The 25,931-nt window shown below is 65.0% G+C and carries 24 protein-coding genes; 15 read left to right on the top strand and 9 right to left on the bottom strand.

What is annotated here, in order from left to right:
* Positions 1 to 100: 100 nt before the first annotated feature.
* Positions 101 to 1,891, bottom strand: coding sequence for a 2-isopropylmalate synthase (leuA, locus tag AB0L63_RS11170; protein ID WP_364497888.1), 1,791 nt, complete (start codon positions 1,889 to 1,891; stop codon positions 101 to 103).
* 230 nt (positions 1,892 to 2,121) lie between these two features.
* Between leuA and AB0L63_RS11175 the strand changes: the two genes are divergently transcribed.
* From AB0L63_RS11175 to AB0L63_RS11190, 4 genes are all read left to right on the top strand, one after another.
* A complete protein-coding gene (locus AB0L63_RS11175) occupies positions 2,122 to 2,889 on the top strand; it encodes a sulfite exporter TauE/SafE family protein (protein WP_364497890.1) in 768 nt (255 codons plus the stop codon).
* A gap of 174 nt (positions 2,890 to 3,063) precedes the next feature.
* Complete coding sequence (locus tag AB0L63_RS11180; protein WP_364497892.1) at positions 3,064 to 4,635, top strand: alpha/beta hydrolase; 1,572 nt, start codon at positions 3,064 to 3,066, stop codon at positions 4,633 to 4,635.
* Positions 4,636 to 4,767: 132 nt separating this feature from the next.
* Entirely contained in the window at positions 4,768 to 6,390 is a 1,623-nt protein-coding gene (locus AB0L63_RS11185) for a GMC oxidoreductase (RefSeq protein WP_364497895.1), read from the top strand.
* Between the two features lie 59 nt (positions 6,391 to 6,449).
* Positions 6,450 to 7,298 carry an ion transporter gene (locus tag AB0L63_RS11190; protein ID WP_364497898.1) on the top strand — a complete coding sequence of 283 codons (849 nt, stop codon included), beginning with the start codon at positions 6,450 to 6,452 and terminating at the stop codon, positions 7,296 to 7,298.
* On the opposite strand, the gene AB0L63_RS11195 is transcribed toward AB0L63_RS11190, so the two are convergent.
* The 4 genes from AB0L63_RS11195 to AB0L63_RS11210 all read right to left on the bottom strand — a co-directional run bounded on the left by AB0L63_RS11195 (position 7,276) and on the right by AB0L63_RS11210 (position 10,152).
* Positions 7,276 to 8,487: a low temperature requirement protein A gene (locus AB0L63_RS11195; RefSeq protein WP_364497901.1), complete on the bottom strand. Its 1,212-nt coding sequence runs from the start codon at positions 8,485 to 8,487 to the stop codon at positions 7,276 to 7,278. The genes AB0L63_RS11190 and AB0L63_RS11195 overlap by 23 nt on opposite strands.
* A 38-nt stretch (positions 8,488 to 8,525) precedes the next feature.
* On the bottom strand, positions 8,526 to 8,984 hold the full coding sequence (locus tag AB0L63_RS11200; protein ID WP_364497904.1) for an SRPBCC family protein: 459 nt from the start codon (positions 8,982 to 8,984) through the stop codon (positions 8,526 to 8,528).
* Positions 8,985 to 9,312: 328 nt separating this feature from the next.
* Positions 9,313 to 9,501 carry a DUF1918 domain-containing protein gene (locus tag AB0L63_RS11205; RefSeq protein ID WP_364497907.1) on the bottom strand — a complete coding sequence of 63 codons (189 nt, stop codon included), beginning with the start codon at positions 9,499 to 9,501 and terminating at the stop codon, positions 9,313 to 9,315.
* Positions 9,502 to 9,561: 60 nt separating this feature from the next.
* Positions 9,562 to 10,152, bottom strand: coding sequence for a TetR family transcriptional regulator (locus AB0L63_RS11210; protein ID WP_364497909.1), 591 nt, complete (start codon positions 10,150 to 10,152; stop codon positions 9,562 to 9,564).
* Between the two features lie 58 nt (positions 10,153 to 10,210).
* On the opposite strand from AB0L63_RS11210, the gene AB0L63_RS11215 reads away from it, so the two are divergent.
* Together AB0L63_RS11215 and AB0L63_RS11220 are read left to right on the top strand one after the other, a co-directional pair.
* Positions 10,211 to 10,786 (top strand): dihydrofolate reductase family protein, encoded by a 576-nt coding sequence (locus AB0L63_RS11215; RefSeq protein WP_364497912.1) that lies wholly within the window; start codon positions 10,211 to 10,213, stop codon positions 10,784 to 10,786.
* Positions 10,787 to 10,815: 29 nt separating this feature from the next.
* Entirely contained in the window at positions 10,816 to 11,391 is a 576-nt protein-coding gene (locus AB0L63_RS11220) for a dihydrofolate reductase family protein (RefSeq protein WP_364497915.1), read from the top strand.
* Between the two features lie 21 nt (positions 11,392 to 11,412).
* Here the strand turns inward: AB0L63_RS11220 and AB0L63_RS11225 are convergent, their stop codons facing one another.
* Positions 11,413 to 11,820: a secondary thiamine-phosphate synthase enzyme YjbQ gene (locus AB0L63_RS11225; RefSeq protein WP_364497918.1), complete on the bottom strand. Its 408-nt coding sequence runs from the start codon at positions 11,818 to 11,820 to the stop codon at positions 11,413 to 11,415.
* Here AB0L63_RS11225 and AB0L63_RS11230 point away from each other — a divergent pair.
* From AB0L63_RS11230 to AB0L63_RS11245, 4 genes are all read left to right on the top strand, one after another.
* Positions 11,792 to 12,073 carry a hypothetical protein gene (locus AB0L63_RS11230; protein WP_364497920.1) on the top strand — a complete coding sequence of 94 codons (282 nt, stop codon included), beginning with the start codon at positions 11,792 to 11,794 and terminating at the stop codon, positions 12,071 to 12,073. The two genes, AB0L63_RS11225 and AB0L63_RS11230, sit on opposite strands and share 29 nt — an antisense overlap.
* Positions 12,074 to 12,137: 64 nt before the next feature.
* Entirely contained in the window at positions 12,138 to 13,403 is a 1,266-nt protein-coding gene (locus tag AB0L63_RS11235) for an aspartate kinase (RefSeq protein WP_364497923.1), read from the top strand.
* 78 nt (positions 13,404 to 13,481) lie between these two features.
* Positions 13,482 to 14,516 (top strand): aspartate-semialdehyde dehydrogenase, encoded by a 1,035-nt coding sequence (locus tag AB0L63_RS11240; RefSeq protein WP_364497926.1) that lies wholly within the window; start codon positions 13,482 to 13,484, stop codon positions 14,514 to 14,516.
* A 182-nt stretch (positions 14,517 to 14,698) separates the two neighbouring features.
* On the top strand, positions 14,699 to 15,061 hold the full coding sequence (locus AB0L63_RS11245) for a nuclear transport factor 2 family protein (RefSeq protein ID WP_364497929.1): 363 nt from the start codon (positions 14,699 to 14,701) through the stop codon (positions 15,059 to 15,061).
* Positions 15,062 to 15,190: 129 nt separating this feature from the next.
* On the opposite strand, the gene AB0L63_RS11250 is transcribed toward AB0L63_RS11245, so the two are convergent.
* Positions 15,191 to 15,754 (bottom strand): helix-turn-helix domain-containing protein, encoded by a 564-nt coding sequence (locus tag AB0L63_RS11250; RefSeq protein ID WP_364497932.1) that lies wholly within the window; start codon positions 15,752 to 15,754, stop codon positions 15,191 to 15,193.
* 362 nt (positions 15,755 to 16,116) lie between these two features.
* Here AB0L63_RS11250 and AB0L63_RS11255 point away from each other — a divergent pair, with 362 nt between their 5' ends.
* Both AB0L63_RS11255 and AB0L63_RS11260 read left to right on the top strand, forming a co-directional pair.
* The gene (locus AB0L63_RS11255; RefSeq protein WP_364497935.1) at positions 16,117 to 16,536 is read left to right on the top strand and encodes a nuclear transport factor 2 family protein; all 420 of its coding nucleotides are present in this window, start codon (positions 16,117 to 16,119) and stop codon (positions 16,534 to 16,536) included.
* A gap of 63 nt (positions 16,537 to 16,599) precedes the next feature.
* Complete coding sequence (locus AB0L63_RS11260; protein ID WP_364497938.1) at positions 16,600 to 17,514, top strand: aminotransferase class IV; 915 nt, start codon at positions 16,600 to 16,602, stop codon at positions 17,512 to 17,514.
* Positions 17,515 to 17,781: 267 nt separating this feature from the next.
* Here the strand turns inward: AB0L63_RS11260 and AB0L63_RS11265 are convergent, their stop codons facing one another.
* Complete coding sequence (locus AB0L63_RS11265; RefSeq protein ID WP_364497941.1) at positions 17,782 to 19,131, bottom strand: serine hydrolase; 1,350 nt, start codon at positions 19,129 to 19,131, stop codon at positions 17,782 to 17,784.
* 583 nt (positions 19,132 to 19,714) lie between these two features.
* Between AB0L63_RS11265 and AB0L63_RS11270 the strand changes: the two genes are divergently transcribed.
* The 3 genes from AB0L63_RS11270 (at position 19,715) to AB0L63_RS11280 (ending at position 23,480) form a co-directional block, all read left to right on the top strand.
* Complete coding sequence (locus AB0L63_RS11270) at positions 19,715 to 21,133, top strand: AAA family ATPase (protein WP_364497944.1); 1,419 nt, start codon at positions 19,715 to 19,717, stop codon at positions 21,131 to 21,133.
* 425 nt (positions 21,134 to 21,558) lie between these two features.
* Entirely contained in the window at positions 21,559 to 21,996 is a 438-nt protein-coding gene (locus tag AB0L63_RS11275) for a Fur family transcriptional regulator (protein ID WP_364497947.1), read from the top strand.
* A gap of 23 nt (positions 21,997 to 22,019) precedes the next feature.
* On the top strand, positions 22,020 to 23,480 hold the full coding sequence (locus AB0L63_RS11280) for a catalase (RefSeq protein WP_364497950.1): 1,461 nt from the start codon (positions 22,020 to 22,022) through the stop codon (positions 23,478 to 23,480).
* A 619-nt stretch (positions 23,481 to 24,099) separates the two neighbouring features.
* Here the strand turns inward: AB0L63_RS11280 and AB0L63_RS11285 are convergent.
* Positions 24,100 to 25,338 carry an FAD-dependent monooxygenase gene (locus AB0L63_RS11285; RefSeq protein WP_364497953.1) on the bottom strand — a complete coding sequence of 413 codons (1,239 nt, stop codon included), beginning with the start codon at positions 25,336 to 25,338 and terminating at the stop codon, positions 24,100 to 24,102.
* Between the last annotated feature and the right edge of the window lie 593 nt (positions 25,339 to 25,931).

Raw genomic sequence — 25,931 nt, forward strand, 5'->3', positions numbered from 1 at the left:
CAACGAACCCGGCCCCGAAACCTGGCCCGAACCAGTCCGGCTCGACGAACCAGCCCGAATGAACCTCCGGCCCTGCCGAACTCGGCCCAACCGGCCCGCGTCAGTGCGCCCGGTTCACCGCCGACACCACTGCTCGCAGCGATGCGGTCGTAATGGACGTGGCGATGCCGACACCCCACACCACCTTGTCGCCGATCGCGCACTCCACATATGCCGCGGCCTGCGCGTCGTCGCCCGAGGACATCGCGTGCTCTGAGTAATCCAGCACTCGCACATCGAATCCGACCGTCGCGATCGCGTCGACGAAGGCGGCGAGCGGTCCATTGCCCGCACCGGTGATCTCCTGCTCGACGCCGTCGACCTTCACCACCGCGGTGATCGCGTCCACGCCGCCGTCGGTCTCCGAGGCGGTCACCTTCTGCCGCATCCGCTCCAGCGGACGGATCGGGCTCAGGTACTCCTCGGCGAAGACATCCCACATCTCCTTGGGCGAAACCTCGCCGCCCTCACCGTCGGTGATCACCTGGATCGCCTGGGAGAATTCGATCTGCAGCCGGCGCGGCAGCACCAGCCCGTGATCGGACTTCATGATGTAGGCGACACCACCCTTACCGGACTGTGAGTTGACCCGGATGACGGCCTCGTAGGTGCGGCCCACATCCTTCGGGTCGATCGGCAGGTACGGCACCTCCCAGACGATGTCGTCGACATCGGAGTCGGCGGCATCGGCCGCGACCTTCATCGCGTCCAGACCCTTGTTGATCGCGTCCTGATGCGAACCGGAGAACGCGGTGTAGACCAGATCGCCGCCGTAGGGGTGGCGTTCGTGCACCGGCAGCTGGTTGCAGTATTCGACGGTCCGGCGGATCTCGTCGATATTGGAGAAGTTGATCTGCGGTTCCACGCCGCGCGAGAACAGATTCATCCCCAGTGTCACCAGGCAGACATTGCCGGTGCGCTCACCGTTGCCGAACAGGCAGCCTTCGATGCGATCCGCACCGGCCTGGTAGCCCAGTTCGGCGGCGGCCACCGCGGTGCCCCGGTCGTTGTGCGGATGCAGCGACAGCACGATCGAATCGCGGCGGGCCAGATTGCGGCTCATCCACTCGATCGAGTCGGCATAGACATTCGGGGTCGCCATCTCGACGGTCGCGGGCAGGTTGATGATCATCGGCCGGTCGGGGGTGGGCGCGATGATCTCGGTGACCGCGTCGCACACCTCCTTGGCGTAGGACAGCTCGGTGCCGGTATAGGACTCCGGGCTGTACTCGTAGCGCCAGTTGGTGTCCGGATACTTCTTCTCGATCTCCAGGCACAGCTTCGCCGCATCGGTCGCGATCTTCTTCACCGCCGCCTGGTCCGCGCGGAACACCACACGTCGCTGCAGGACCGAGGTCGAGTTGTAGAAGTGGACGATCACATTGGCCGCACCGGCACACGCCTCGAAGGTGCGCTCGATCAGTTCGGCGCGGCACTGGGTCAGCACCTGGATGGTGACGTCATCGGGAATCGCGCCGTCCTCGATGATCTCGCGGACGAAGTCGAAATCGGTCTGGCTGGCCGACGGGAAGCCGACCTCGATCTCCTTGTAACCCATACGTACCAGGAGGTCGAACATGCGGCGCTTGCGGGCCGGGCTCATCGGGTCGATCAGGGCCTGGTTGCCGTCGCGCAGGTCGACGGCGCACCAGCCGGGGGCGCGGTCGATGATCTTGTCCGGCCAGGTGCGGTCGGGCAGCGTGATCGGCTCGACCTCCTCGGCGAAGGGCCGGTAGCGGAAGGTCGGCATGGAGGAGTTCTGCTGCCGGTTCCAGGCGGGCTGGTCGGCAGGGGCGGGTTTGCTCGGGGCCGTGATGGCGCGCGAGCTGGATACGAACGCGTCAGCGGACATGCGATTTCTCCAGGGGTGTGGTGGATCCCAGTTATCGGGTCGACCGGCGCGGCAGTACCCCGCGACGGGAGGCCAGTCCGATCAGACCCCGTCGCGGCGGCCGAGAAGAAGTGCCCGCTGCATGATGCCGGCGAGTTTACCGTGCCCCGAGGTGCCGTCGAAAGTCCGGTCCCCATCATCCGGTCATCCGACCTAACGATTAGCGTTCCGACCGGCTGGAGGTAGTTCATATGACGTGGCTGGAACAACTGGCGGTCTTCGGTGCGGGCATCGCGGCGGGCGGCATCAACACCATCGTGGGATCGGGCACCCTGATCACCTTCCCGGTACTGCTCGCCTTCGGGATTCCGCCGGTCACGGCGAATGTGTCGAACTCCATCGGCCTGGTTCCCGGTGGCGTCAGCGGGGCCTACGGCTACCGGCGCGAACTCGAGGGACAGCGGGCGAGGGTGGTCCGGCTCGGCTCCGCGTCCCTGCTCGGCGGTACCACCGGTGCGATCTTGCTGCTCATCCTGCCCGCCGCGGCCTTCAAGGCGATCGTGCCGGTGCTGATCATCGCGGCGTTGATCCTGGTCGTGGTCCAGCCGCGGTTGGCGCGCTGGGTCAAAGAGCGCCGGGCGGCCGGCACCGATCCGGCACCCGAACACGGTGGCCTGATCCTGTACGTCGCGATATTTCTGTGCGGCGTCTACGGCGGTTACTTCGGGGCGGCCCAAGGTGTCTTGTTGATCGGGCTGCTCGGGGTGTTCGTGCACGAGGACATCCAGCGGCTCAACGGGGTCAAGAATGTGCTCGGTCTGCTGGTCAACGCGGTTTCTGCGGTGGTGTTCACGCTGATCGCCGATGTCGACTGGCGGGTTGCCGCGCTGATCGCCGTCGGTTCGATCATCGGCGGCCAGCTCGGCGCGAAGATGGGCAGGCGGATGCCGCCCACCGTATTGCGTGCGGTGATCGTCGTGGTGGGCAGCATTGCCGTCGTCCGGCTGCTGATGACGTAGCGGTAACCGCGCTCGAACACAATAGTCTTGTCGACCAGCGAAGTTCGACCGGATGCGGAGGAAGTACGTGGCACTCGAGATGCGAAACCCCCAGTGTGGTCGCATTTGTGGCGCAGTGGGATTAGTCCCAGAGGAGGACGACGGCGGTCGGGTCCGTATCGCAGGATGATCGGTATGCGCGGGTGGAAGATCGTCGGGTTGGCGTTGGCGGCCGTATTGGTGCCGTCCTTGGTCGCGTGCTCCCGGCAGAGTGCGGCGGTCTCGCAGGTCGCCGAACTGGTCGCGCAGGCCGATGCGGCGCTGACCCCGGAACTCGATTGGGCACAGTGCACCGAACCGGAGTTGAGCAGGTATCAGTGTGCGACAGCGGCGGTCCCGATCGATTACGCGCAGCCGAATGGTCCGACGCTGTCGCTGGCCGTCCTCAAACAGCCCGCCATCGATGCGGACCATCGCATCGGCACCCTGTTCAGCGCCGTCGGCGGACCCGGCGGTTCAGGGTTCGAAATGGCGAGCCACGGTGAGTTGTCCGACGGTGAGGTGGCCCGCCGATTCGATGTGATCACCTTCGATCAGCGCGGCATCGGCCGCAGCGGTCAGGTGCGGTGCTTCGCCAATTCCGAAGAGCAGCACCGCTTCTGGTCCGGCGTCCTGCTCCCGCCGACGAATGCCGAGCAGGAGGCCGTTGCCGCGCGCAATGCCCGCGAATTGGCCGCCGGCTGTGCCGCGCACAGCCCGCAGCTGCTGCCGCACCTCACCACCGTCGATGCCGCCCGCGATCTGGATCTGCTGCGCCGCGCGGTCGGCGAGACGACCATGACCTACCAGGGCTGGTCCTATGCGAGCTATCTCGGCGCGGTGTATGGCGCGCTGTTCGGCGACCGGGTCCGCGCACTGCAACTCGGCTCGATGATCGACCCGGACGCCTACTCCAACGATCCGGGCGCCCAGATCGCCGACTCCGCGGCCGGCACCGAGGATGTGCTCGCGGAGTTCCTGCGGCTGTGTGCCGAAGCGGGACAACCGCGTTGTGTGTTCGCGGGCCCGACCAAAACCGATGCCGCCGCGCTGCGCGCCCGCAACGATGTCGTACTGGACCGGCTGCGCCAGGGCCCCATCGTGGTCGGTCAGGGTGAGCACTCTCGCGCGGTAACCCTCACGGAGGTGCTGCCCGCACATGCCAACCTGCTCTACGACACGAAGGAGGGCTGGCCCGCACTGGCCGAACTGCTCGCCGAACTGGAGCGCGGCCCGGCGGGCAATCCCGATGTCGTACAACCGATTCTGGATACGATCAACGAGGACTTCCTCGAGTCCTTCACCGCAATCACATGCGCGGACAACAGCTTCGGCCGCGAACCCGAGCAATGGCCCACCATGGCTGCCGAACTCGACAGCGCCGCACCGCATTACGGTGCCATGTGGCTGTACCTGCGCCAGGCATGCGGTGCTTGGCCCGCACCGGCGAAGGGGTATCCGCAGCGCATCACCGGTCCGTGGATTCTGCGTTCGGACAAGCCCGCCCTGCTGCTCAACAACCGCTTCGATCCGGTCACCCCGCTGACGGCTGCCCGCCGGGCCCAGCAGGAGCTGGTCAATGTCAGGCTGGTGATCATCGAGGGCGGTTACGGGCACCTGGTGGTGAGTGACTGCGCGGCCCGTCTCCAGGAGCACTACCTTGTGGACCTGCAACTCCCGGCGCCCGGCGCTACCTGCAAGCCGGACAAGGCCCCGTTCGCCGACTGAGACGCCCGTACCGGCAACCACTCGTCGACGGCACGCGACCAAGATCGTCGGTCTCCTTCGGCACCGGCTGTTCAGCACCGCCGAATACCGGTAGTCTGCGCTCGGTCATGCGTGATGAGGGAGGTAGACCGGGTGCACAGACGTGCCTTTTTCAAGGCATCCGGTGCGGCCGCGATGTTGGGTGTCGCGGGTATTGCAGTGGGTGCGGGGCGATCCGGCGCCGCGGATCCGATGTGGGACGGCCTTTTCCGCATGTGGGTCCCGGAAATCTTTGCGCCACTTCCCGATCCGCCCGAGCATTCGCCCGCGATCGTGATCGGCTCCGGCTTCGGCGCCTCGGTCACCGCACTGCGCCTAGCTCGGGCCGGTATCGCCAATACCGTGTTGGAGCGCGGTTCGCGCTGGCCCAACGATCCGTGGCGGGAAATCTTCACCGGTGACGATCTGCCCGACGGCCGCGGCTTCTGGCATCGCACCAACTTCACCGGCGTCACCAAGGTGCCGATGCATTTCGCCAGCTTCGGCGGCGTACTCGACTGCACCGAGTATTCGGGCATAGACGTATGGCGGGCGGCCGCTGTCGGTGGCGGTTCGGTCATCTTCTCCGGTGCGATGGTCGCGCCCGAGCGTCGCTTCTTCGACCATATCTTCGGCGGCACAGTCGATTACGGCGAAATGGAAAGCCTCTATTACCCGCGCGTGCGGGAGATGTTGCGGCTCAGCCCTATTCCGGCGGACCTATACGCCGCCGCGCCATTCGCGCATTCCCGGGCCTGGGACGAACAGGTGCGCAAGGCGGGCTATCAGCCGGTCGCCAATGACTCGATCTTCAACTGGGATGTGCTGCGCGGCGAAATCGCCGGCACCACAAGGCCTTCCGCGACGGTGGCGCGCAGTAGTCTCGGCAATTCCAACGGCGCGAAGTTCGACCTCAACCAGAACTATCTGCGCTACGCCGAGGACACCGGCAAATCCGCCATCTATCCGGGGCACCGGGTCGACGCTATCGCGCAGGAATCCGGCGGCCGCTATTCGGTGACTGTGACAAAACTTTCGCCGACCGGCGAGGTTATCCGCGCCCGCACCCTCACCTGCGACCGCCTGTTCCTCGGCGCGGGTTCGATCGGCACTTCGGAGCTACTGGTGCGGGCCCAGGCGACCGGCGCACTGCCGAACCTCAACGAGCACATCGGCGATGGCTGGGGCACCAACGGTGATGTGGTGCTGGCGCGCGGTGCCAGCGAGTTGGCCGGTTTCGGTCAGGGCGTGCCGAGCGCGAGCCGGATCCTCGACGAATCCGCGGTGCCGCTCACGCTCGAAAATTGGTACATCCCTGGCATTCCGTTCGAGACCGGCGCGCTCGCCTCCCTTGGCATGGTGCTCGATCCGGCCCGCGCACGCTTCGGCTACGACCGCGCCCGCAATGCGGTCGGGCTGTCCTGGTCGGCCAAGAACCGGGACGATATCGTGGCGGCCGCCCGCGCGGTCGATCACCGGATCGCCGAACGTGCCAATGCCCTGGTCGAATACAGCGCACTCGGTTACGACGCCAACGCATTGTTCACCGCGCACCCGCTGGGCGGTGCGGTACTCGGCCGGGCCACCGACGGTAATGGTCGCGTGCACGGCCATCCTGGCCTGTACGTGATGGACGGCGCAGCCGTTCCGGGCAGCACCGGCACGGTCAACCCCTCGCTCACCATTACCGCACTGGCCGAACGCAATATCGAGGCGATCATCCGCGCTGGGAAGTAACCCTGGGTCGAACGCGTATTACCCTCGGCGGGACGGTTCGGCGTCGAAGGGATCATTAGGTGGCTACTCCAACCAGGCCGACCACGCTTGGCCTCGACGACGGGCCGAAGCTGGATTTTCCGCGCAAACCGCCTGCGCTGTGGTCGGACCTGGTGATGCTGGTGCTGGCCATCGTCTCGGTTGTGCTGGTCACCTGGGTCAGCTTCTTCGACGTCTCCGCGTACACCTACCGCGTGATCGTGGTGCTCGATTACTCGGTCTGCGCGATATTCGCCGCCGAATTCCTCTGGCGCTGGCGCCGTGCCGGCTGGCCGTGGACGTTCCCGTTCGTCTATTGGTATGAAGTGCTCGGCATGATCCCGGTGACCAGCCCATTCTTCCGCGGGTTCCGGTTACTGCGGATCGTGGTGATCGTCGTGCGCGTCGGCCGGGTCGCCGATCGGGCGCTCGGCGATCGGGTGACCGCGGCGGTGATGAACCGGTTCGTGACGACCATTGTCGATGTCATCAAGCGCCCCATGACCATCGCCATCCTGGACGAGGTCGCGCAGGTGCTGCGTGCCGGCCACTACACCCGCAATATCGCGGCGGCGCTGGAGGAGAACCGCGCCGAAATGGACGAGATGATCCTCGAACTCATCAAGAACGATCCGCAGGCCGGACGGGTCCGCTACATCCCGTTCCACGACGAGATCATCCGGCTCATCGCCGACACCACATTTCGCATCGTCTTCCAGGTGCTGGCCGATCCGCGCACCGACGAACTGGTCTCGGACATGATCCGCGAGAACGTGGATCAGATCCGGGACGCGGTGCATGCCGGGGTGCGCGTCGAGCCCTCCAACTGCGGCCCGACGCCGCACGAACAGACCGTGCGCTATCAGCTCAGCCGTATGTCGCGTGCCTGATCTGATCGCGCGGTTGCGCGTAACGCACTGTCTCCCAGACGATCAGCAGCACCAGCACACCGCACAGCAGCGCCAGTGCGGCCAGTGCGGGCAGCGCACAGGCAGCCGGAATCAGCACCAGCAGCACCGCGGCGGCCACCAGTCGCGGCACCGTGACGCTTCCGGTCGCGTAATGCTTGAACCCGACCAAGGCGATCAGATACAGCACCACACCGCCGTACAGCGCGAACAGCGGTATCCCGGAGAGCGCGTCGGTCAGGTTGTGCGCCGATTCGTCGCCGACGTAGTAGAGCACCTTCTTCAGTCCGAGCGAGAGTCCGATGATCCCGGCGATCATCGGGAAATGCCAGAAGGTGTAGGAGTTTCGGGCGATCTTGATCTGCCGCTCGCCCTCGGCCCGCTGCAACTCGTGCTCCACCGACAGCGCGGCCGCATCGAAATACGCCCACCACAACAAGCCTGAAACCGCAAGTCCGAGTAATGATCCCACGGCGATCGGCCACGAAATGGGCAGTCCGGCAACGCCGATGCCGATCGAGACGATCGATTCACCAAGCGCCACAATGATGATCAGTCCGTAGCGTTCGGCGAAATGGCTGACCGAATTGATTCGCCAGTCCTCGCCCGCGAGCAGAGTCCATCCCATATCGCCGGCGATCGCGGCGATCCACAGCACGATCTGCACTGTCCCGGAGGTCATCGCCGCGATGACGAGCAGGGTGGTCCCGATAGTGATGGAGCCGAGACTCCAGCGCAGCACCTGGTTGCGCAGTTGCGAATCCTCGGCGCTGGCCAGCACGAACATGCCCAGATGCACCATGCGCACGATCAGGTACGCGATCGCGAAGACCAGCGGGCCATACCAGCCGCCGGGCAGATCGTGGAAGGCCTCCGGAATGGTGAGCGCCGCCAGGAATCCGCCGCCCATCGCGACGAACATGGCCACGCGCGCGATGCCCTCATCCGCGCGCACCACATTGCCGAGCCAGGAGTAGGCGATCCACAGCCACCACATGACGGCGAGCACCAGCAGCGCGCGCAGCATGTTCTTGGCGCTGGTCTCGTGTGCGGCCAGGTCGGTCACCATGGTGAAAGCGAAGACGAGCACCAGGTCGAAGAACAACTCGAGCTGGGTTACCGACGCATCGTCGGCCGTCGGTAGCAGGCGTGCCCGTTTGGAACCGATCATGGTTCACATAGTCGCATCCGATTGCGCCAGGGTCAGCCCTAGACGGCCTGATAGTTCTCGTTTTCGGTGAAGCCCTCAGCGAACTCGATGAAGTTCTGCACGACGGTCTCGTTCGAGCGACGCATGGTCCGGCTCACCAGCATGCCCGGGATCGGGATCGGGATATAGAGCTCGACGTGGTACCAGACATGGGTACCCTCTTCGCCCTCGGTCACCTCGAACCAGCCGCCGCCCCGCACCCCGCGGGTGCTGTCGGTGACCTCCCAGGAGGAGCGCTTCTCGGTCCACTCGTACTCCAAGACCTGTAGATCCGAGCGGCCCATCAGTTCCGCTTTGACGAATACCCGGCGCGGTCGCAGGTCGTCGTCGCGGCTCGCGACCCGGGCGTCGCGGTAGGAGTTGGACCACTCCGGGAGCATCTCGACCGCGGCCAACGCATCCATTACCTGCTCGGGGTCGGCGTCGATGACAAAACGGATATCGGTCTTTGTACGCATTCCATACCTCCGCCCCCGCCCAACTACATTGGCAAATTGTGCCCAGCGACACAATCCGAAGTCAACCGAGTGGATGGTGCCCGAAGCCACACGGTCGCATATCTCGGGGGAATCACGGTCGATTATGAACGGCGAGAACAAGTTACGGTTGGTATTCGAAGAAACCGCGATATCGCCGGGTGCGGTGGACTTGCCGGCGGAGACGTCGGGGCGCGGTGCGGCCGCCCCACGAAATGCCACGAGTTGCCGGACCAGGTGTGTGCGTCCGGCTGGGCAGCGCGCAGCGCGCAGCGGGCCCGCGGCCAGCGGGCCCCGCGCGTGCTGCGGCTCAGTGCGGCGTTGGTTCGATGATCGCGTCCGGGCCCGGGTAGACGAGCGATTCGTGCCCGTCATCGAATCGCACCACATACGGCGGTGCGCCCTGGGGGCCGCGGACTTCGACGATTTCGCCGTGGCGATCACCCTCCCCCACCACGTGGCCGTGCACGAGGAGCCGGTCTCCGACATTCGCCATCATTGCCCCATTATCGAATGACGGTGACGCGGGTCACAAGGGTTCCCGGTAGAGCGCGGCGTTTCACGCTGAGCCGACGAGTCGATCGACCGCGGCTTCGATCAGTTCCTGGCTCTGTGCCTCGGTGAAGATTCCGGGCAGCGTGAGCCGGTCCACGATCAGCCAATTCAGCGCCAGATACAGCAGAATCACCGACTTTTCATCGCCGGGCAGCTCAGCTTCGAGATGGTTGCGCACATTGAAATCGAGATCCGCGCGCACGGCCTCGGTCATGACCGCGCGCAGCTCCGGTCGCCGCGTCGCCTCCAGGCGCAGCTCGAGCATGGCCAGGTAGCCGGTGCGGAATGCCTCGAGGCGACCGACGGTCTCTCGCATCAGCTCGGTGATATGCGCCCGCGTCTTCGCGCCGGTCGCGAGATCGGCCATGGTCGCCGCACTCGGGGCCAGGCGTTCGTAGAATCGCCCGCCCGCCTGGGTCATCAGGTCGTCGCGGTTGGCGAAATAGTTCGACGCCGTACCCGCCGGCACCCCGGCTTCCTTGTCCACCGCGCGGAAGGTGAGCCCGCGGGCTCCCTCCTTCGCCAACACCTCGAGCGCCGCATCGAGCAGCGCTTGCCGCCGCTCCGGATTAGTCCGCACTTGACACCACTCCATTCGTAGTACTACTTTCAAATCACTACAGACAGAGTACAACTAATCAGGCGGTATGGATATGCGAAAACTCGTTTACTACGTGGCCGTGTCGCTCGACGGCTATATCGCAGGTCCGGCGGGGGAGTTCGACTTCTATCCGCTCGACGCCGAGATGGTCGCGTGGATCAATGGGGAGTGCCCGGACTTCGTGCCGAGTCAGGTGCGGCCGCACGCCGGTATTGCGGTGGACGAACCGAGTAAGCGGTTCGACACCGTGCTGATGGGCCGCGGGACCTATGAGCCCGCGCTGTCGGAGAATGTCACCAGCCCGTATGCGCATATGCGGCAGTACGTCATTTCGAACACCCTCGGTGCGATCGATGATCCACAGGTCGAGGTGGTCGCGAGTGACCCGGTCGAGCTGGTGCGACGGCTGAAAGCCGAAGCTGGCGGCGATATCTGGCTGTGCGGCGGCGGCAAACTGGCCGGGGCGCTGCTCGACGAAATCGACGAGATGATACTCAAGAGCTACCCGGTCGTCGCGGGCGGCGGCATATCCGCCTTCTCGGGTGCGTTCAACCCGACCCTGTTCACGCCAACCGAGCGCCGGGAGTTCGGCAACGGCGCCCAGGTCACCTGGTTCTCCCGGGCCTGACGATCCGGCAGCATGAAAGAGGTAGTCACATGCGAAAACTCTGCTATTTCGTCGGCATGTCACTCGACGGCTACATCGCGGGTCCCGGCGACGACATCAGCTTCTATCCGGTCGGGAACGACATGTGGGACTGGCTGAAGGCGCGGTACCCGGAGACGCTCCCGACCCATGCGCGCCCGCATATCGGGCTGGCGGTGGATGCGCCGAATCAGAAGTTCGACACCTTGGTCATGGGCCGCGGTACCTACGCTCCGGCCCTGGCCATCGGCGTGACCAGCCCATACGCGCATATGCGGCAGTACGTCGTTTCGAGCTCCCTCGGCCGCATCGAGGATCCGACCGTCGAACTGGTCGAAGCCGATCCGGTCGGCCTGGTGCGTCGCCTGAAGCAGGAGGACGGCATGGATATCTGGCTTGCCGGTGGCGGCAAGCTCGCCGCGCAACTGCTCGGCGAGATCGATGAGCTCGTCATCAAGAGTTATCCGGTGGTGGCCGGGACCGGGACCACGGCCTTCGCCGGCGAATTCAATCCGACCCTGTTCGCGCCCACCGAGCGCATCGAATTCGGCAACGGCGTGCAGGTCACCTGGCTGACCAGGGCCTGAGGCGGCGGGCATCGCTCACCACTAACCGCGCAGAAATGACAGGCGCACTTGCCGATCCGGATTGTCGATATTGAGATCGACCAGCGCGATCGACTGCCAGGTACCCAAGGTCAGCGCACCGCCGATGACCGGGACAGTGGCGTAGGGCGGGATCAATGCGGGCATCACGTGGGACCGGCCGTGTCCGGGTGAGCCGTGTGCATGCCGCCAGCGATCATCGGCGGGCAGCAGATCGCGCAGTGCGGCGAGCAGATCGTCATCGCTGCGCGCCCCGAGTTCCATGATCGCGATCCCGGCCGTGGCATGCGGTACGAAGATATGCAGCAGCCCATCCGCGCCAGCGTCCCGCGCGAAGGACGCGCACTGCGGGGTGATGTCGTACACGACTTCGGATCGTCCCGTGGTCACCTCGATCACCGTGCTTTTCATGGGCTACATCGTCCTCTCACTCGGTGTCGTCCGCCCGCAGCAGCGCCGTCATTGGATGCTGAAGCCTCAGCAGCGTCGCACGCGCCGCGCCATGAAGGTACAGACGACGGTCGTGATCCGGCAGCACGGCGAGTGGCTGATCGCCGCGTTCCAGAACACGAAAACGCACCCGCTCATGGCAGCGATTGGCACCAAGATCGACTCGCGTCAGGCCCCCTCGACGCTGCCGGGCCGGGAGGCACCAGCAAATTAGATAGACCTCGGCAGTACTCTGGGGAGCTGTTAGCAGCTGTTTGTCGATCTTGGAGGACCCTGTCGTGGCTCTCGTTGTTCAGAAGTACGGAGGATCCTCGGTGGCGACCGCCGAGCGCATCCGGCGCGTCGCTGAACGGATCGTCGAGACGAAGAAGCAGGGCCACGACGTGGTGGTCGTCTGCTCGGCCATGGGCGATACCACCGACGAGTTGCTCGATCTGGCGCAGCAGGTGGCGCCCGCGCCGCCGGCTCGGGAAATGGACATGCTGCTCACCTCGGGTGAGCGCATCTCCAATGCGCTGGTCGCTATGGCCATCCATTCGCTCGGGGCCCAGGCTCGCTCGTTCACCGGCTCGCAGGCGGGTGTGATCACCACCGGATCGCACGGTAACGCCAAGATCATCGACGTCACCCCGGGCCGGGTGCGCGCCGCGCTGGACGAAGGTCTGGTTGTGCTGGTCGCCGGCTTCCAGGGCGTCAGCCAGGACAGTCGTGACGTCACCACCCTCGGCCGCGGCGGCTCCGATACCACCGCGGTCGCGCTGGCCGCGGCGCTGAAGGCCGACGTCTGCGAGATCTACACCGATGTGGACGGCGTGTTCACCGCCGACCCGCGGATCGTGCCCGACGCGCAGCAGCTCGAGCAGGTCTCCTATGAGGAGATGCTCGAACTCGCGGCCTGCGGCGCGAAGGTACTCATGCTGCGCTGCGTGGAATACGCGCGCCGCTACAACGTTCCGGTGCATGTGCGCTCGTCCTACACCGACAAGCCCGGCACCTACGTCTATGGATCGATGGAGGACATCCCCTTGGAGCAAGCAATCCTCACGGGCGTCGCGCACGACCGCAGCGAGGCCAAGGTGACCGTGGTCAGCCTGCCGGACGAACCTGGCTACGCCGCCAAGGTTTTCCGCGCGATCGCCGACGCGGAGATCAATATCGATATGGTCCTGCAGAACATTTCCAAGGTCGAAACCGGCAAGACCGATATCACCTTCACCCTGCCCAAGACCGAGGGCGCGCGTGCGGTGGAGATGCTGACCAAGCGCCAGGACGAGATCGGCTTCTCGCAGGTGCTCTACGACGACCACATCGGCAAGGTCTCCCTGGTCGGCGCGGGTATGAAGAGCCATCCGGGCGTCACCGCCACCTTCTGTGAGGCGCTGGCGAACGCGGGCGTGAATATCGACCTCATCTCCACCTCCGAGATCCGGATCTCGGTGCTGGTCAAGGACACCGAGCTGGACGAGGCCGTGCAGGTGCTGCACAAGGCCTTCGATCTGGGCGGCGACGAGGTCGCCGTCGTCCACGCGGGAACAGGACGCTGACCTGGCCGGGTCGAGCGCGGAGGCGGCAGCGCAGCGTAGCAACGCAGCGCTCCCGGTCAAGTCGAAAGGGGCACAGCCATGGGTGTACGGGTAGGAGTCGTCGGCGCGACCGGACAGGTCGGCGCCGTCATGCGAAAACTGCTGGAGGAGCGCAACTTCCCGGCCGACGAGGTGCGTTTTTTCGCCTCGGCCCGCTCGGCGGGTAAGACCCTGCCGTGGCACGGCGGTGAAATCGTGGTCGAGGACACCGAGACCGCCGATCCCACCGGCCTAGATATCGCGCTGTTCTCCGCGGGCGCCACCATGTCGCGGGTGCAGGCCCCGCGTTTCGCGGCAGCCGGCGTCACCGTGATCGATAACTCGTCGGCCTGGCGTAAGGATCCCGAGGTCCCGCTGGTCGTCAGCGAGGTGAATCCGGAGCAGACTCGCAATCTGGTCAAGGGCATCATCGCGAATCCGAACTGCACGACGATGGCCGCGATGCCGGTGCTCAAGCCGCTGCACGACGTGGCGGGTCTGCAGCGCCTGATCATCTCGAGCTACCAGGCCGTTTCCGGCAGTGGCCTGGCCGGTGTCGAGGAACTGGCCGCGCAGGTGCGTGCCGTGGTCGACGATGCCGAGAAGCTGGTGCACGACGGCGGTGCGGTGCAGTTCCCGGCCCCGAACAAGTACGTCGCGCCGATTGCCTTCGACGTGATCCCGCTCGCCGGTGCGCTGATCGACGACGGTTCCTTCGAAACCGACGAAGACCAGAAGCTGCGCAATGAGAGCCGCAAGATCCTCGGTCTGCCCGACCTGCTGGTCAGCGGAACCTGCGTGCGCGTTCCGGTCTTCACCGGCCACTCGCTGTCGGTGAATGCCGAATTCGCCGAACCGATTTCGGTCGAGCGCGCCAGGGAAATCCTGGCCAAGGCTCCCGGTGTCGAACTCACCGACGTGCCGACCCCCTTGGCCGCCGCAGGCAAGGACGACTCCCTCGTCGGCCGCATCCGCCAGGATCCGGGCGTCCCAGAAGGCCGCGGCCTCGCACTGTTCATCTCCGGCGACAACCTCCGAAAGGGCGCCGCCCTCAACACCATTCAAATCGCCGAAGTACTGCTGGCGCAGCGCTGACCGCTACCGAACTGGCCGTTCCGATCGCGAGATCCGAACGGCCCGTTCGCTTGTCGGTCATCCGATATCGAATGTCACCGACGCACCGAGTGGTTCGGTCAGTGCTGGTTTGTCGTACCTGCCTGGCATGATCGCGTGCTGTCCGAGGCAGCTTGGCCGGATCTGATGGGAGTTACGAGCAAATGACCAGTGATGATGGCAGGGAGCGTGCCGTCCAGCCGGAGGATCTCAGCCGGTTGATCGTGGAGCGGCTCAACGCGGGCGACGTTGAAGGGCTGGTGGCGCTGTACGAACCGGACGCGGTGCTGGCGCTGCCGAATGGTGGGGTCGCCAAGGGGGCCAGCGAGATTCACCAAGCGTATGAGCATCTGGTCAGCGGCGGGTCCACGTTTGCTCCTGGGCGGCAGCAGCCCACGCTGCGTAACGGCGACCTGGCGCTCACCTCGGTGTGTTTGCCTGACGGCGGTGTCACCGTCGAAGTGGCTCGCCGCCAGGATGACGGCACGTGGTTGTGGGTGATCGACCAGCCCAGCCTTTTGGGATAAGTCTGCGGAGAGCCACAGCGGGTGAGGGTGGGCACCTGCTGGATCGCAACCAACGAAAGCCCGGTGCAGCGGTGTAATGCTCGCTCACCGGGCTTTTCGCTTGATCAGCGAGTTCAGCGCTGGCTCGAATCAGTGGGCGCGCAGTCCGTCGAACACGATCGCGAAGGCGCGGCGGCGTTGGTTGGCGGTGGTGTTGGCGCTGTTGGCAGCCAGGAAGGTGCCCTTCACGACGCGCATCAGGTCGTCGATATCGATATCGCGTCGCACCGCACCGGATTGTTGTGCGTGGGTGAGCAATTGGGCGATGGCGACTCGCAGATCGTGGGCGGGTTTGCGGTGTTCGGGGGAGTCGACACCGACGGCTTCGGCGAGGTCGCGTTTGACCGTGCCCTCGGTGGCCATACGGTCGAGGAAATCGAAGAAGGCTTTGCCCGGGTCGGCGGCGGTGGCCAGTTCGCGGGCGTAGGCGATCATGCGCTCGACGCGGTCCGTGATCGCGGCCTCGAAAAGTGCTTCCTTGGTGGGAAAGTGACGGTAAACGGTGCCCGCCCCGACGCCCGCGCGGCGCGCGATTTCATCGAGCGGCACCGAAATGCCCTCGGCGGCAAAGGCCTCTTGGGCAGCGGCCAGCACGCGGTCGCGATTGCGGCGCGCGTCGGCGCGCAGCGGACGCGGTTCCACGCGATCGGTCACAGCCACACCTCGCGGGCGCTCGATTCCCCCTCGGCTGGTGGCGTTGTGTCTTCGTTTGCCTTGGTCACGGCTGTTCCTTGCTGGTGCTGGGTTCGGTTGCGGCTGGTGGCGTTGTGTCTTCGTTTGCCGCGGTCACCGCTGGTCCTTGCTGGCGCTTGATTCCGCCGCGGCGGGTGGCATTGTGTCTTCATTTCTCGGACACAGCCGTTCCTCGCTGTGCTGGGTTTCGTCGCGACCGGCGATGCTCTGGTCTTCGGTTCCGTCGGTCACGGGCCGAGTTTACTGGAGGTATCGACAAGCGGGGCGATCGTTCCGTATAGTAAACGGGGTCAACGTTCCGATTAACTGAAGCAGGTGTATTCATGGTGGAGACTTCGGTGGAAAGCCCTCGTGAGCTGGTCGAACGCATGTTCCGGGAGCTGCCCGCTCGCAATGTCGACGCATTCGTCCGACTGCTCGCCCCGGATGCGGTATTCGAGATCCCCTTCGTTATCCCCGGAATGCCGACCCGGCTGGTCGGGCACGAGGAGATCCGGGCGCATCTCGCGCAGCGCTGGTCCGGGATTTCCGGTATCGAGGTGCACGGGATCTATCCACAGGTGTACGAAACAGCCGATCCCGAGGTGGTTCTTGTGGAGAACGAGGTGGATATGACGGTGCCCGGCGCCGAGCGGGCCCGAGTTCGGACCTCCGTCAATGTTATTCGAGTCCGCGACGGCAAGGTCACGCTGTTCCGCGACTACATGGATACCGCGCGTTTCGCCCGACTCGCGGAGAACTGACCAGCACCAGGGCGGTCCGAAAAACCTTCGCCCCGCCCATATGTCGACTGCTAGCCTGCGCCGATGGTGAATCCTTATCCACAGGTATATTTCGGGGACCGGATCGTTGACGCGCGGGCGGCGTCGGTCGGTGTCGCATCATCGGCGGTGCTGTACGGGCTCAGTGTGTACACAGTTTTCCCGGTGCATGTGGATGGATCGGCACGCACCGCATTTCGGCTCGACGACCATTTCCGGCGACTCGAAGAATCCTGCAAGATCATCGGCATCGACCGTTTCGCCGCCGAATGGGACTTCGCGCGCTTCCGCACGGCGATCATCGACTTGGTCGCGGCCAATGCGCCGACCGAGGACGTATTCGTTCGCGCGACAGTGCATGTCGTCGAATCGATTCCGGGTACCCGGGTTCGCGGCTGCGCGATCCAGGTCAGCATCTTCGTCTACGACGCGGTGCCGATCGTCCCCCAGGACGGTATGCGCCTGAAATCCAGCCCGTGGCGGCGCATTCCGGACAATGCGATTCCCTCACGTGCGAAAGTCAATGGCGCGTACGTCAATTCGGTACTAGCCAAGCAGGACGCCATCGACAGCGGCTACGATGACTGCATCTTCCTCGACGGCAACGGCCACGTCTGCGAACTCAGCGCCGCCAATATCTTCCTCGTCCGCAATGGCACCCTGATCACCCCCGATGTCTCCTGCGACATCCTCGACGGCATCAACCGCCGCACCATCCTCACCCTCGCCGCCGAAGACGGCATCCCGATTGTCGAACGCACCATCGACCTCACGGAGGTTTACATAGCTGACGAAGTCTTCGTCACCGGTACCTCCTCTGGTATCTCCCCGGTCACCGAAGTCGACGGCCGCCTCATCGCCACCGGCCACCCCGGCCCCCTGACCCAATCCCTCCGCAAACGCCGCACCGCCGCCCTCCACACCGACACCCACCACAACTGGCTCACCCCCTTGACCTGACTCCATCCCTACCTCGCACAACCGCCACCGTGTGCGAGGTAGTCACCTCCTCTGCGACGCCCCCAATCCTCTGCGCCACCGCGGATTCCTTCGTGCAGGACGGCTCGCTGTGCGAATCACAGCGCACGCACAGGTCGTGACTGTCGCGCACAACGTCTATGTTGTGCGCGACAGTCACCTGCTATGCGACTTGCTCAATCGTTTGCGGCAGCTCGGGATTCCCGTCCGCTCAGTGCGGCTCGGCTTGCGATCCCGGTACAAAATTCTTCAGCGGATGCCAGGCCGGCGCGGATCCGGACCGAGGCAGGCCAGGATGGCGCAGCCGGGTGCGGTATCGGCGAACGGCGGCGCCAACGGATAGTTCAGGCAGCTGAAGACATTGCAGCCCGGATATGCCGCGGGTCCGCTGCCGAAGACCGCGAGCAGCAGATTCGTATCCACGAACCGGCGCGGATCCAGACGCAGCGGCGGCTCGACAAAGGGACCCGGATCGGGCACCGGATGGTCCTCGAAGGCCGCGAACAACCGCCGGAAGAATTCGTGCGGCAACTCCGCGGTGTTCTGCACAATTCCCGAAATGCCCTCGTTGGTGAAATTCCCGAAGAATCCGGTCCACACCACCGTCAAATCCAGGCTCGGCACGATGAAAACGTTCTGCATGCCGAGTCCCGACATCATGTACACGTCTGCGGGCATGAAGTCGGCGGACTCGGCGCATCCCGGCCCGAGCCAGAACAGATACCCGTAGCACTCATTCGCCGGTGAGGGTTGACGTGCCTTGTGTAGATACGTCTGCGAGATGATCTGCTGCACGCCCCAGCGCCCGTTATTGGTCACCAGCAGCCCGAGTTTGGCGAAATCATTCGGCGGGATCATCAGATGGGCGTATCCGTAGGTGTGCCCGGCACGATCGCGCGCCCAGTAATAATCGCCGCGTGCGATGCCCAGCGGATCGAAAAGCTCACGCTGCGCGAACTGCTGCAACCGTTCCCCGACGGCCAATTCGATGACGTACGCGAGCAGATCGACATTGCGCTGGCTGTAGCTGAATGCCGCGCCCGGTGGATTGTCCAACGGCACCCCGAGCGCCTGCACGGCACTATTCGGATCGAGTGGAATCACCCCCGTCGCACCCTCGGTGAGCACACCCACTGCCATGCCGGACGATTCGGTCAGCAGATTCTCGACGGTGATCGATCGATGCTGCGCATCACCGAGTCCAGGCGGCAGATACCGGTCGATCGGCGCTTCGATATCGAGTTTCCCCTGATCCCAGGCTATTCCGGCGAGCAGCGAGACAACGCTCTTCGTCGCACTCCAGATATTCCAGGCGACATTTCCGGTCTGGGCGTTCGTCGGCCCCTCGCCGATCAGGCAGTTGTGCCGGAACACCTGCACATTCAACCGATTACGCCCACTCGCGAACGCCAAGGCATTCGCGAGCAGTCCCGAATCCAGTCCCACCTGTTCCGGTGACGCCCGTTCCGGCTCCCGCCCGGACGACACTCCACACGACAGCTGCTCGGTGGGCGCGGCCTGCGCACCCCCGGCGAAAACGCTCCCTACAACCAGCGATACCGCCGCGATTCCGGCCAGGAATCCGTAGATGCGCCCCATGCGCATGAGGCTATCGCGCCCAACCGCGTCAGACCGGGCAACACGGCTGTACGCGGCTCAGTCGATTGTCAACCGGGCGTGGCGCTCGACGTCCGACATTCCGAGATTCTTCCCGGCGGACACCAGCGGCACGTCCGTACTACGAACCATCTTGCGCCCGAGCCGAGGACCGCGCGTCCAGTCAGGACTGCGTGCGGACCGCATACAAAACGCCGCCAGGTCGGTAAACCTGGCGGCGCTGAGTCGCCAGACGCCACGCCAACGTCACGACTCGAGTGCCGACGTCCCACAAGCGCCTCTCGGCGAGTGGTCGCTCGAAGCGACAAATGGGGTGAGGCCCGGGGCTGTCCGGACGCCGACAGAGGTGGTCAACCACCCGTCCCCCGGATCTATTCCACGAACTCGAATGTGATGCACACTAAAGTCCCTGATCGAGGCAGTTGGCAACCTCTAGGCACTGCGCGGTCAGAGGAGCCACCTGGCACTCGTTTCGGCTACCCGTGGGTGGCGATTCGGGCTGGTACGGACTCGCGTACCGCAATCTAGAATCAACGAGCTCACGAGGTGAAGAGGGGGGATCGGCGTGTCCGATGATCTGGTACTGACCGAAATGCTGGCCGCACTGGAGCGCAGTCCAGAGGTGCTCGCGCTGCGCGTGCGGGTGATAGAGCTGCTGATCGACCGTGCCCGCTATGCCGAGGCACTGGCCGAGTGCGCGACCGCACTTACTCAGGAACCGAGACACGCTCGTGTCCTGGAGTTGTTGCAGCAGTGCGCGATTGCGCTCGCAGGTGATGCGGCAACCCCCGCCGCGCCGAGTCAGCCGACCCCCGGCCAGCCGACACCGAGTCAGCCGATGCCGAGCGAGCACACGTCGAGTCAGCCGATGCCGGGCCAGCCCACGCCCAGCGAGTCGACGCTGGATAAGTCGACGCCAGGCCAGTCCACGCCCAGCCAGCTGAAACCAAGCGAGTCCACGCCTAGCGAGCCACTGCCTGACGAGGCAAAAGATGAACCGCTGCAATATGACTGGTCGGCTGCAGAAGAGCAGCTCGGTGACATCATCGCACCCGCGTTCGTCGATGAGGGCTCGCGCGAGTTCGTGGCCGACTCGGATGTCGGTGTGTTCGAAAAGCCCACCCTCGAGTTGGCTGATGTCGGTGGCATGCAGGATGTGAAGCGTCAGCTCGAACTCACGTTGCTCGGGCCGATCCGTAATCCCGGATTCGCCAAGGCGTTTGGTACTTCCGCGCGTGGTGGGCTGCTGCTCTACGGCCCGCCCGGTTGCGGTAAGACTTTCATCGCCTCGGCGGTTGCCGGTGAACTCGGCGCGAATTTCTATCCGATCGAGATCGCCGATATCCTCGATATCTATCACGGTTCCGGCGAGCGCAATCTGCACGAGGTCTTCGAGATGGCCCGCCGGAATGCACCCTGTGTGCTGTTCCTCGACGAGGTGGATGCTCTCGGGCACAAGCGCAGTCAGATGTCGGGTTCCTCCTGGATGCGCAATGTGGTGAATCAGCTACTCAATGAAATGGATTCGGCGACGCGCGGCAATGATGGCGTCTACATCCTCGGCGCCACCAACCACCCGTGGGATCTCGATGTCGCCCTGCGCCGCCCCGGCCGGTTCGACCGCATGATCCTGGTCGGGCTGCCGGATCCAGAAGCGCGCCGGGCGATCCTGCACTTCCACCTGAGGGATCGTCCTGTCACGGGCATCGATCTTCCGGCCATCGTGCGGCGCACCGACGGCTTCTCCGGTGCCGATCTGGCCCATATCTGCACCTCGGCAACACAATTGGCGATGGCCGATTCGATCAGCACCAGCACCATGCGCCCGGTCGGCATGGCCGATATCGAGGTCGCGCTGAGTCAGATCAAGCCGAGCGCGGGCCCCTGGTTCGAATCCGCCCGCAACGTAGTCGAATTCGCCAACGGCGACGGCACCTACGACGAACTCGCCAAGTACATGCGAGCCAAGAAGTTCCGCTCCTGAAACAGGCACGCCCAGTCGACGTGCCACGCGATGCCAACCCGTACTCCGCTCGGCGCACGCGCAAAGTCTTCATTGGCCGGGCGCGAATCAAACCGGCGCGGGACAGCGCCCGCCGTGACCAGTCGCCTCATCCGCGCATTGAACCGATCCGGCTAACCCGCACTCCGCGGGGCGCGGGCACAAGTCATCGGCGGGCCGGGTGCGAATCGAAGGGGGTCGGCCAGTTGCCCGCCATGACCGCCAGCGTATCCGCACACTGAACCGGTCCCCTCCCCACACTCCGCCAACGGCAGGCGCAGCTCATCGACGCACCGAGTGCGAGTCGAAGAGCGCGGAACATCAGCCTGCAGTGACCACCATCACACATCCTCGCGCCGCTCATTCTTTTCTTGACTAATTCCAGAAAAGGCGTAACTATCGGATGTATGCACACCAACATCGCCGATCCGCGCGAGCAGTTGCGCGCGGCCGGCCTGCGGGTTACCGCCCCGCGGCTCGCGGTGCTGGCTGCGGTCGCGGCCCGACCGCATTCGGATGCCGATCGGGTCGCCGCCACCGTCCGCGAAACCCTCGGCTCGGTATCCACGCAGGCCATCTATGACGTGCTCCGGGCCTGCGTAAACGCCGGACTCCTACGGCGCATCGAACCCGCCGGTTCGCCCGCGCTGTACGAGACCAGGGCCGGGGACAACCACCACCATCTGGTGTGCCGAAGCTGCGACACGGTCGTCGATATCGACTGTGTCGTTGGCGCAGCCCCCTGCCTGGAACCCGAGGACGCGCACGGGTTCGCGATCGACGAGGCCGAGGTCGTCTTCTGGGGTCTGTGCCCGACCTGCCGTACATCCCGAAGCGGGATGTAGCCATTCAGCGAAGGAGGCTGCCGATGTCCAACCCGACAACCACCAACACCGGAACGCCGGTACCGAGCGATAACGAATCGCTCACCGCGGGCACGCAGGGCCCGATCCTGCTGCACGACCACTACCTCATCGAAAAGCTCGCCCAGTTCAACCGGGAGCGGGTGCCGGAGCGGATCGTGCACGCCAAGGGCGCGGGCGCATACGGCGAGCTGGTGGTCACCAATGACGTGAGTCGCTACACCAAGGCCAAGCTCTTCCAGCCGGGCGCGCGGACCGAATCGCTGGCGCGGTTCTCCACCGTAGCGGGCGAACAGGGCAGCCCCGACACCTGGCGCGACCCGCGGGGTTTCGCGGTGAAGTTCTACACCGAGGATGGCAACTACGACCTCGTCGGCAACAACACCCCGATCTTTTTTATCAAGGATCCGATCAAGTTCCCGGACTTCATCCGCTCGCAGAAGCGCCTGCCCGGCAGCGGGCTGCGCGATCACAATATGCAGTGGGACTTCTGGACCCTGCGTCCGGAGACCGCCCACCAGGTCACCTGGCTGATGGGCGACCGCGGCATCCCGAAGACCTACCGGCATATGAACGGCTACGGCTCGCACACCTACCAGTGGGTCAATGCCGCGGGCGAGCGCTTCTGGGTGAAGTACCACTTCAAGACCGATCAGGGCATCGACTATCTGCCCCAGGCCGAGGCCGATCGCCTCGCTGGTGCGGACGCCGACTACCACCGCCGCGACCTGTACGAGGCGATCGAGCGCGGCGAGTTCCCAAGCTGGACGCTGTACGTGCAGGTCATGCCGGTCGCCGAGGCCGAGGGCTACCGCTTCAACCCGTTCGACCTGACCAAGGTGTGGTCACATCGGGATTACCCGTTGATCGAGGTCGGCAAGTGGACTCTGAACCGCAATCCGGGCAACTACTTCGTCGATATCGAGCAGGCTGCCTTCGAACCATCGAATGTCGTTGCCGGCATCGGTTTTTCGCCCGACAAGATGCTGCTCGGCCGGGTGTTCGCCTATGCGGACGCGCACCGCTACCGCATCGGCACCAACTACGCGCAGCTGCCGCCGAACCGCGCGCGGGCCGCGCAGGTGAACTCCTATTCCAAGGAGGGGCCGATGCGCTACGACTACAACGACGCGAATATGCCTGTCTACGCGCCGAATTCATTCGGCGGCCCGCATGCCGACCTCGAACAGGCGCCCGATGGCGGCAACTGGGAGTTCGACCCGACCATGCTGCGCGCGGGCTATCGCGAGCACGCCGAGGACGGCGACTTCACCCAGGCAGGCACCTTGGTCCGTGAGGTCTTCGACGACGAGCAGCGAGATCGCCTGGTGGACAATATCGTCAGCCATGTGCTCGGCGGTGTGCGCGAGCCGGTGCTGTCCCGAGTCTTCGACTACTGGAAGAACGTGGACGCCGAACTCGGCAAGCGCGTCGAGGAAGGTGTCCACGCCGCACTGGACGGCTGACAGCTCAGGCCCGAAAACAGCTCCGCCCCCGACCATTTCGGTCGGGGGCGGAGCTGCTTTTCGTTTGGGGCTGGAATCTACGGGCCCCAGGGCTCGGAACTACAGCAGTCCCCACCAGTAGAGCAGGCAGGCCAGCACCCAGACAACCAAGGTTTCCATCGCCGCTCCATTCTCCTTGTCGCCCTCATCCTCCATCATCCGCCGATTCGCGCCAACGCGCCGCAAACTCCGGAGGAACTTCCGAAAATAATGCGGCTACCTGCGGTTTTGTTCCTGCAAGGTCTTCTTAAGTGCCTAACAAGCCGGCGACGGCATTGTTTGTGTCAACACCGCAACACCAGCCACCACCGAGGGTGGGGAACCGGACTCGACCTGTTCACGAGGGGTAACAGGTCGCATCACGGGGTAGCGCCAGCCGGGCCGGTCCACGAGGGGTGACCGTCCCGGCTGGCGCTTTATCGGGGGCAACCACTGCGGATGGCTCTTCCCGGAGCTGACCGGCGCAGGTAGTCGCCGCTGCCGAAGGTAACCATTCGGTGCACGCCGACGATCCCATCCAAGGGTGTATGTGGCCGGGCCGGTTCACGAGGGGTGACCGGCCCGGCTGGGCCTCGAGCGGTCAGTTGACCGTCTGGAGCGAGTAGTCGGGCAGCTCGTAGCTCTCGGTCTTGGTGAGCATCTTCATCATGAGCGGCTTCATGATCTTGGTGGTCATCAGCTTGCTGACGAGCAGTCCCGCGCGGATGCCGAAGCGGGAACCGGGCGTCATCGACCGCAGGCCGCCGGGCGGCAGTTCCTGCGCGGTGGCGACGAACGGCCGCAGCACCTCTTCATAGCGGGCCAGCGCCTTATCGGGATCGGTTGCGTGCGTGGCGATTTCACCGGCGAGGACGTACGCGCCGACCAGTGCCATCGCAGTGCCCTGTCCGGTGACTGGGGACCCGCAGTAGCCCGCGTCGCCGAGCAGCACCACCCGGCCTTTTGACCAGTTCGGGACGTCGATGCGGGCCAGTTCGTCGAAGTAGAAGTCGTCAGCGGTGGCCATAGCAGTGCTGACGGTGTCTGCGATGGTGCCGCCGTCGGCCAGCCGCTCGCGGATGAACTGCTGCTGTGCCGCGACATCACGACGCAGCGCCGGATTCGCGGCGCCCCGGATGACGACCAGCGCCTTGCTGGTGGCCGGATCGGCATCCGGGCGCAGTCCGACACCGGTCGCACCGACCAGTGAATTCATCGCGAACCAATGCGGCTTCGCGTACTCGGGGGTCGGCAGCGTGAAGAAGGACATATAACCGCCGAGGTAGGTGGAGAACTCCTCCTCCGGGCCGAAGACCAGGCGCCGGGTAGCGGAATGCAGTCCGTCCGCGCCGATCACGATGTCGAACCGTTCGGTGCCGCCGGAGGCGAAGGTGACATCCGCGCCCGCGCCGTCCTGGTCGATCTCGGTAACCCATTCGCCGTAGCGGTAGTCCACGCCGCCCGCCGCCGCGAGTAGATCGAGCAGCACCTGGTTCAGGTCGCCGCGAGTGATCTCGATCTCGGCGACCGTGCCCTTGCCCTCGAAGACCTCCGCGGCCATGCGCAGCAGTTCCTTGCCCTCGCTGTCTACGAAAACCATGCCGTGCTCGTCCAATTGGGTTTTGCGGATGCCCGGCATGAGCCCCATCCGCTCCGCCACCTCGACGCTCGGGCCGCGCAGATCCACGGCCTGTCCGCCGGGGCGGGGCGCGGTCGCCCGCTCGACCACAGTGGCCCGGATCCCGGCCCGGAGCAGTTGCAGGGCAACGGCATTGCCGCCGATGCCGCCGCCGCAGACGAGGACCCGCGGGCGGATGGTGGCGGGGATGGTGTTGCTCATGATCTGCTCCTCACTGGCTCGAATGTCTTGCACATATGTCTAACAAACGTGTTGCACGTTTGTCTAGTACAAATGTGCAAGACAATTGAGTCTGAGCTGTTTGCAACATGCGGAGAACCTGCCCGCCACCATCTCATCGACCACTTTCGACCGATGGGATGAGACACCGCAATGAACGGCGGCGGCAGCAAGAAGTCCGCCCGCGGGCGGCATCGACCAGCCCTTGGCCACGTTTCCCGCCGCCGGTTTTCATCGCGGCCTGGTCCAACCGCCCGCTACCCAAGCGTTGGGATATCCGATGGGGACCTCGGTGACCCCGCAACGGTCCCGAGCTGGGCGGTTTCGACCCGGCGCAGCTGCTCGACGAGTGCACCTTCTGGATGCTCGAACCCACCGAAATCCGGGCCGGGATGGCGCTCCCGGCGACCTTCAAAGCCCTGGGCGACAAGAGAACTCGGGGGCCTTCGCCGAGTTGGAGCATGCACTGATCGCGGAACGCCGGCGCGAAGGCATCGTCGCGGCCAGACCCGCGGCGTGTACACCGGCCGCAAACCCGCTCTCGCCGACGCCCAAGCCGACCGGCCGCGCGAGCG

It is taken from the genome of Nocardia sp. NPDC051990 (genome assembly GCF_040680755.1).
GTDB lineage: Bacteria > Actinomycetota > Actinomycetes > Mycobacteriales > Mycobacteriaceae > Nocardia.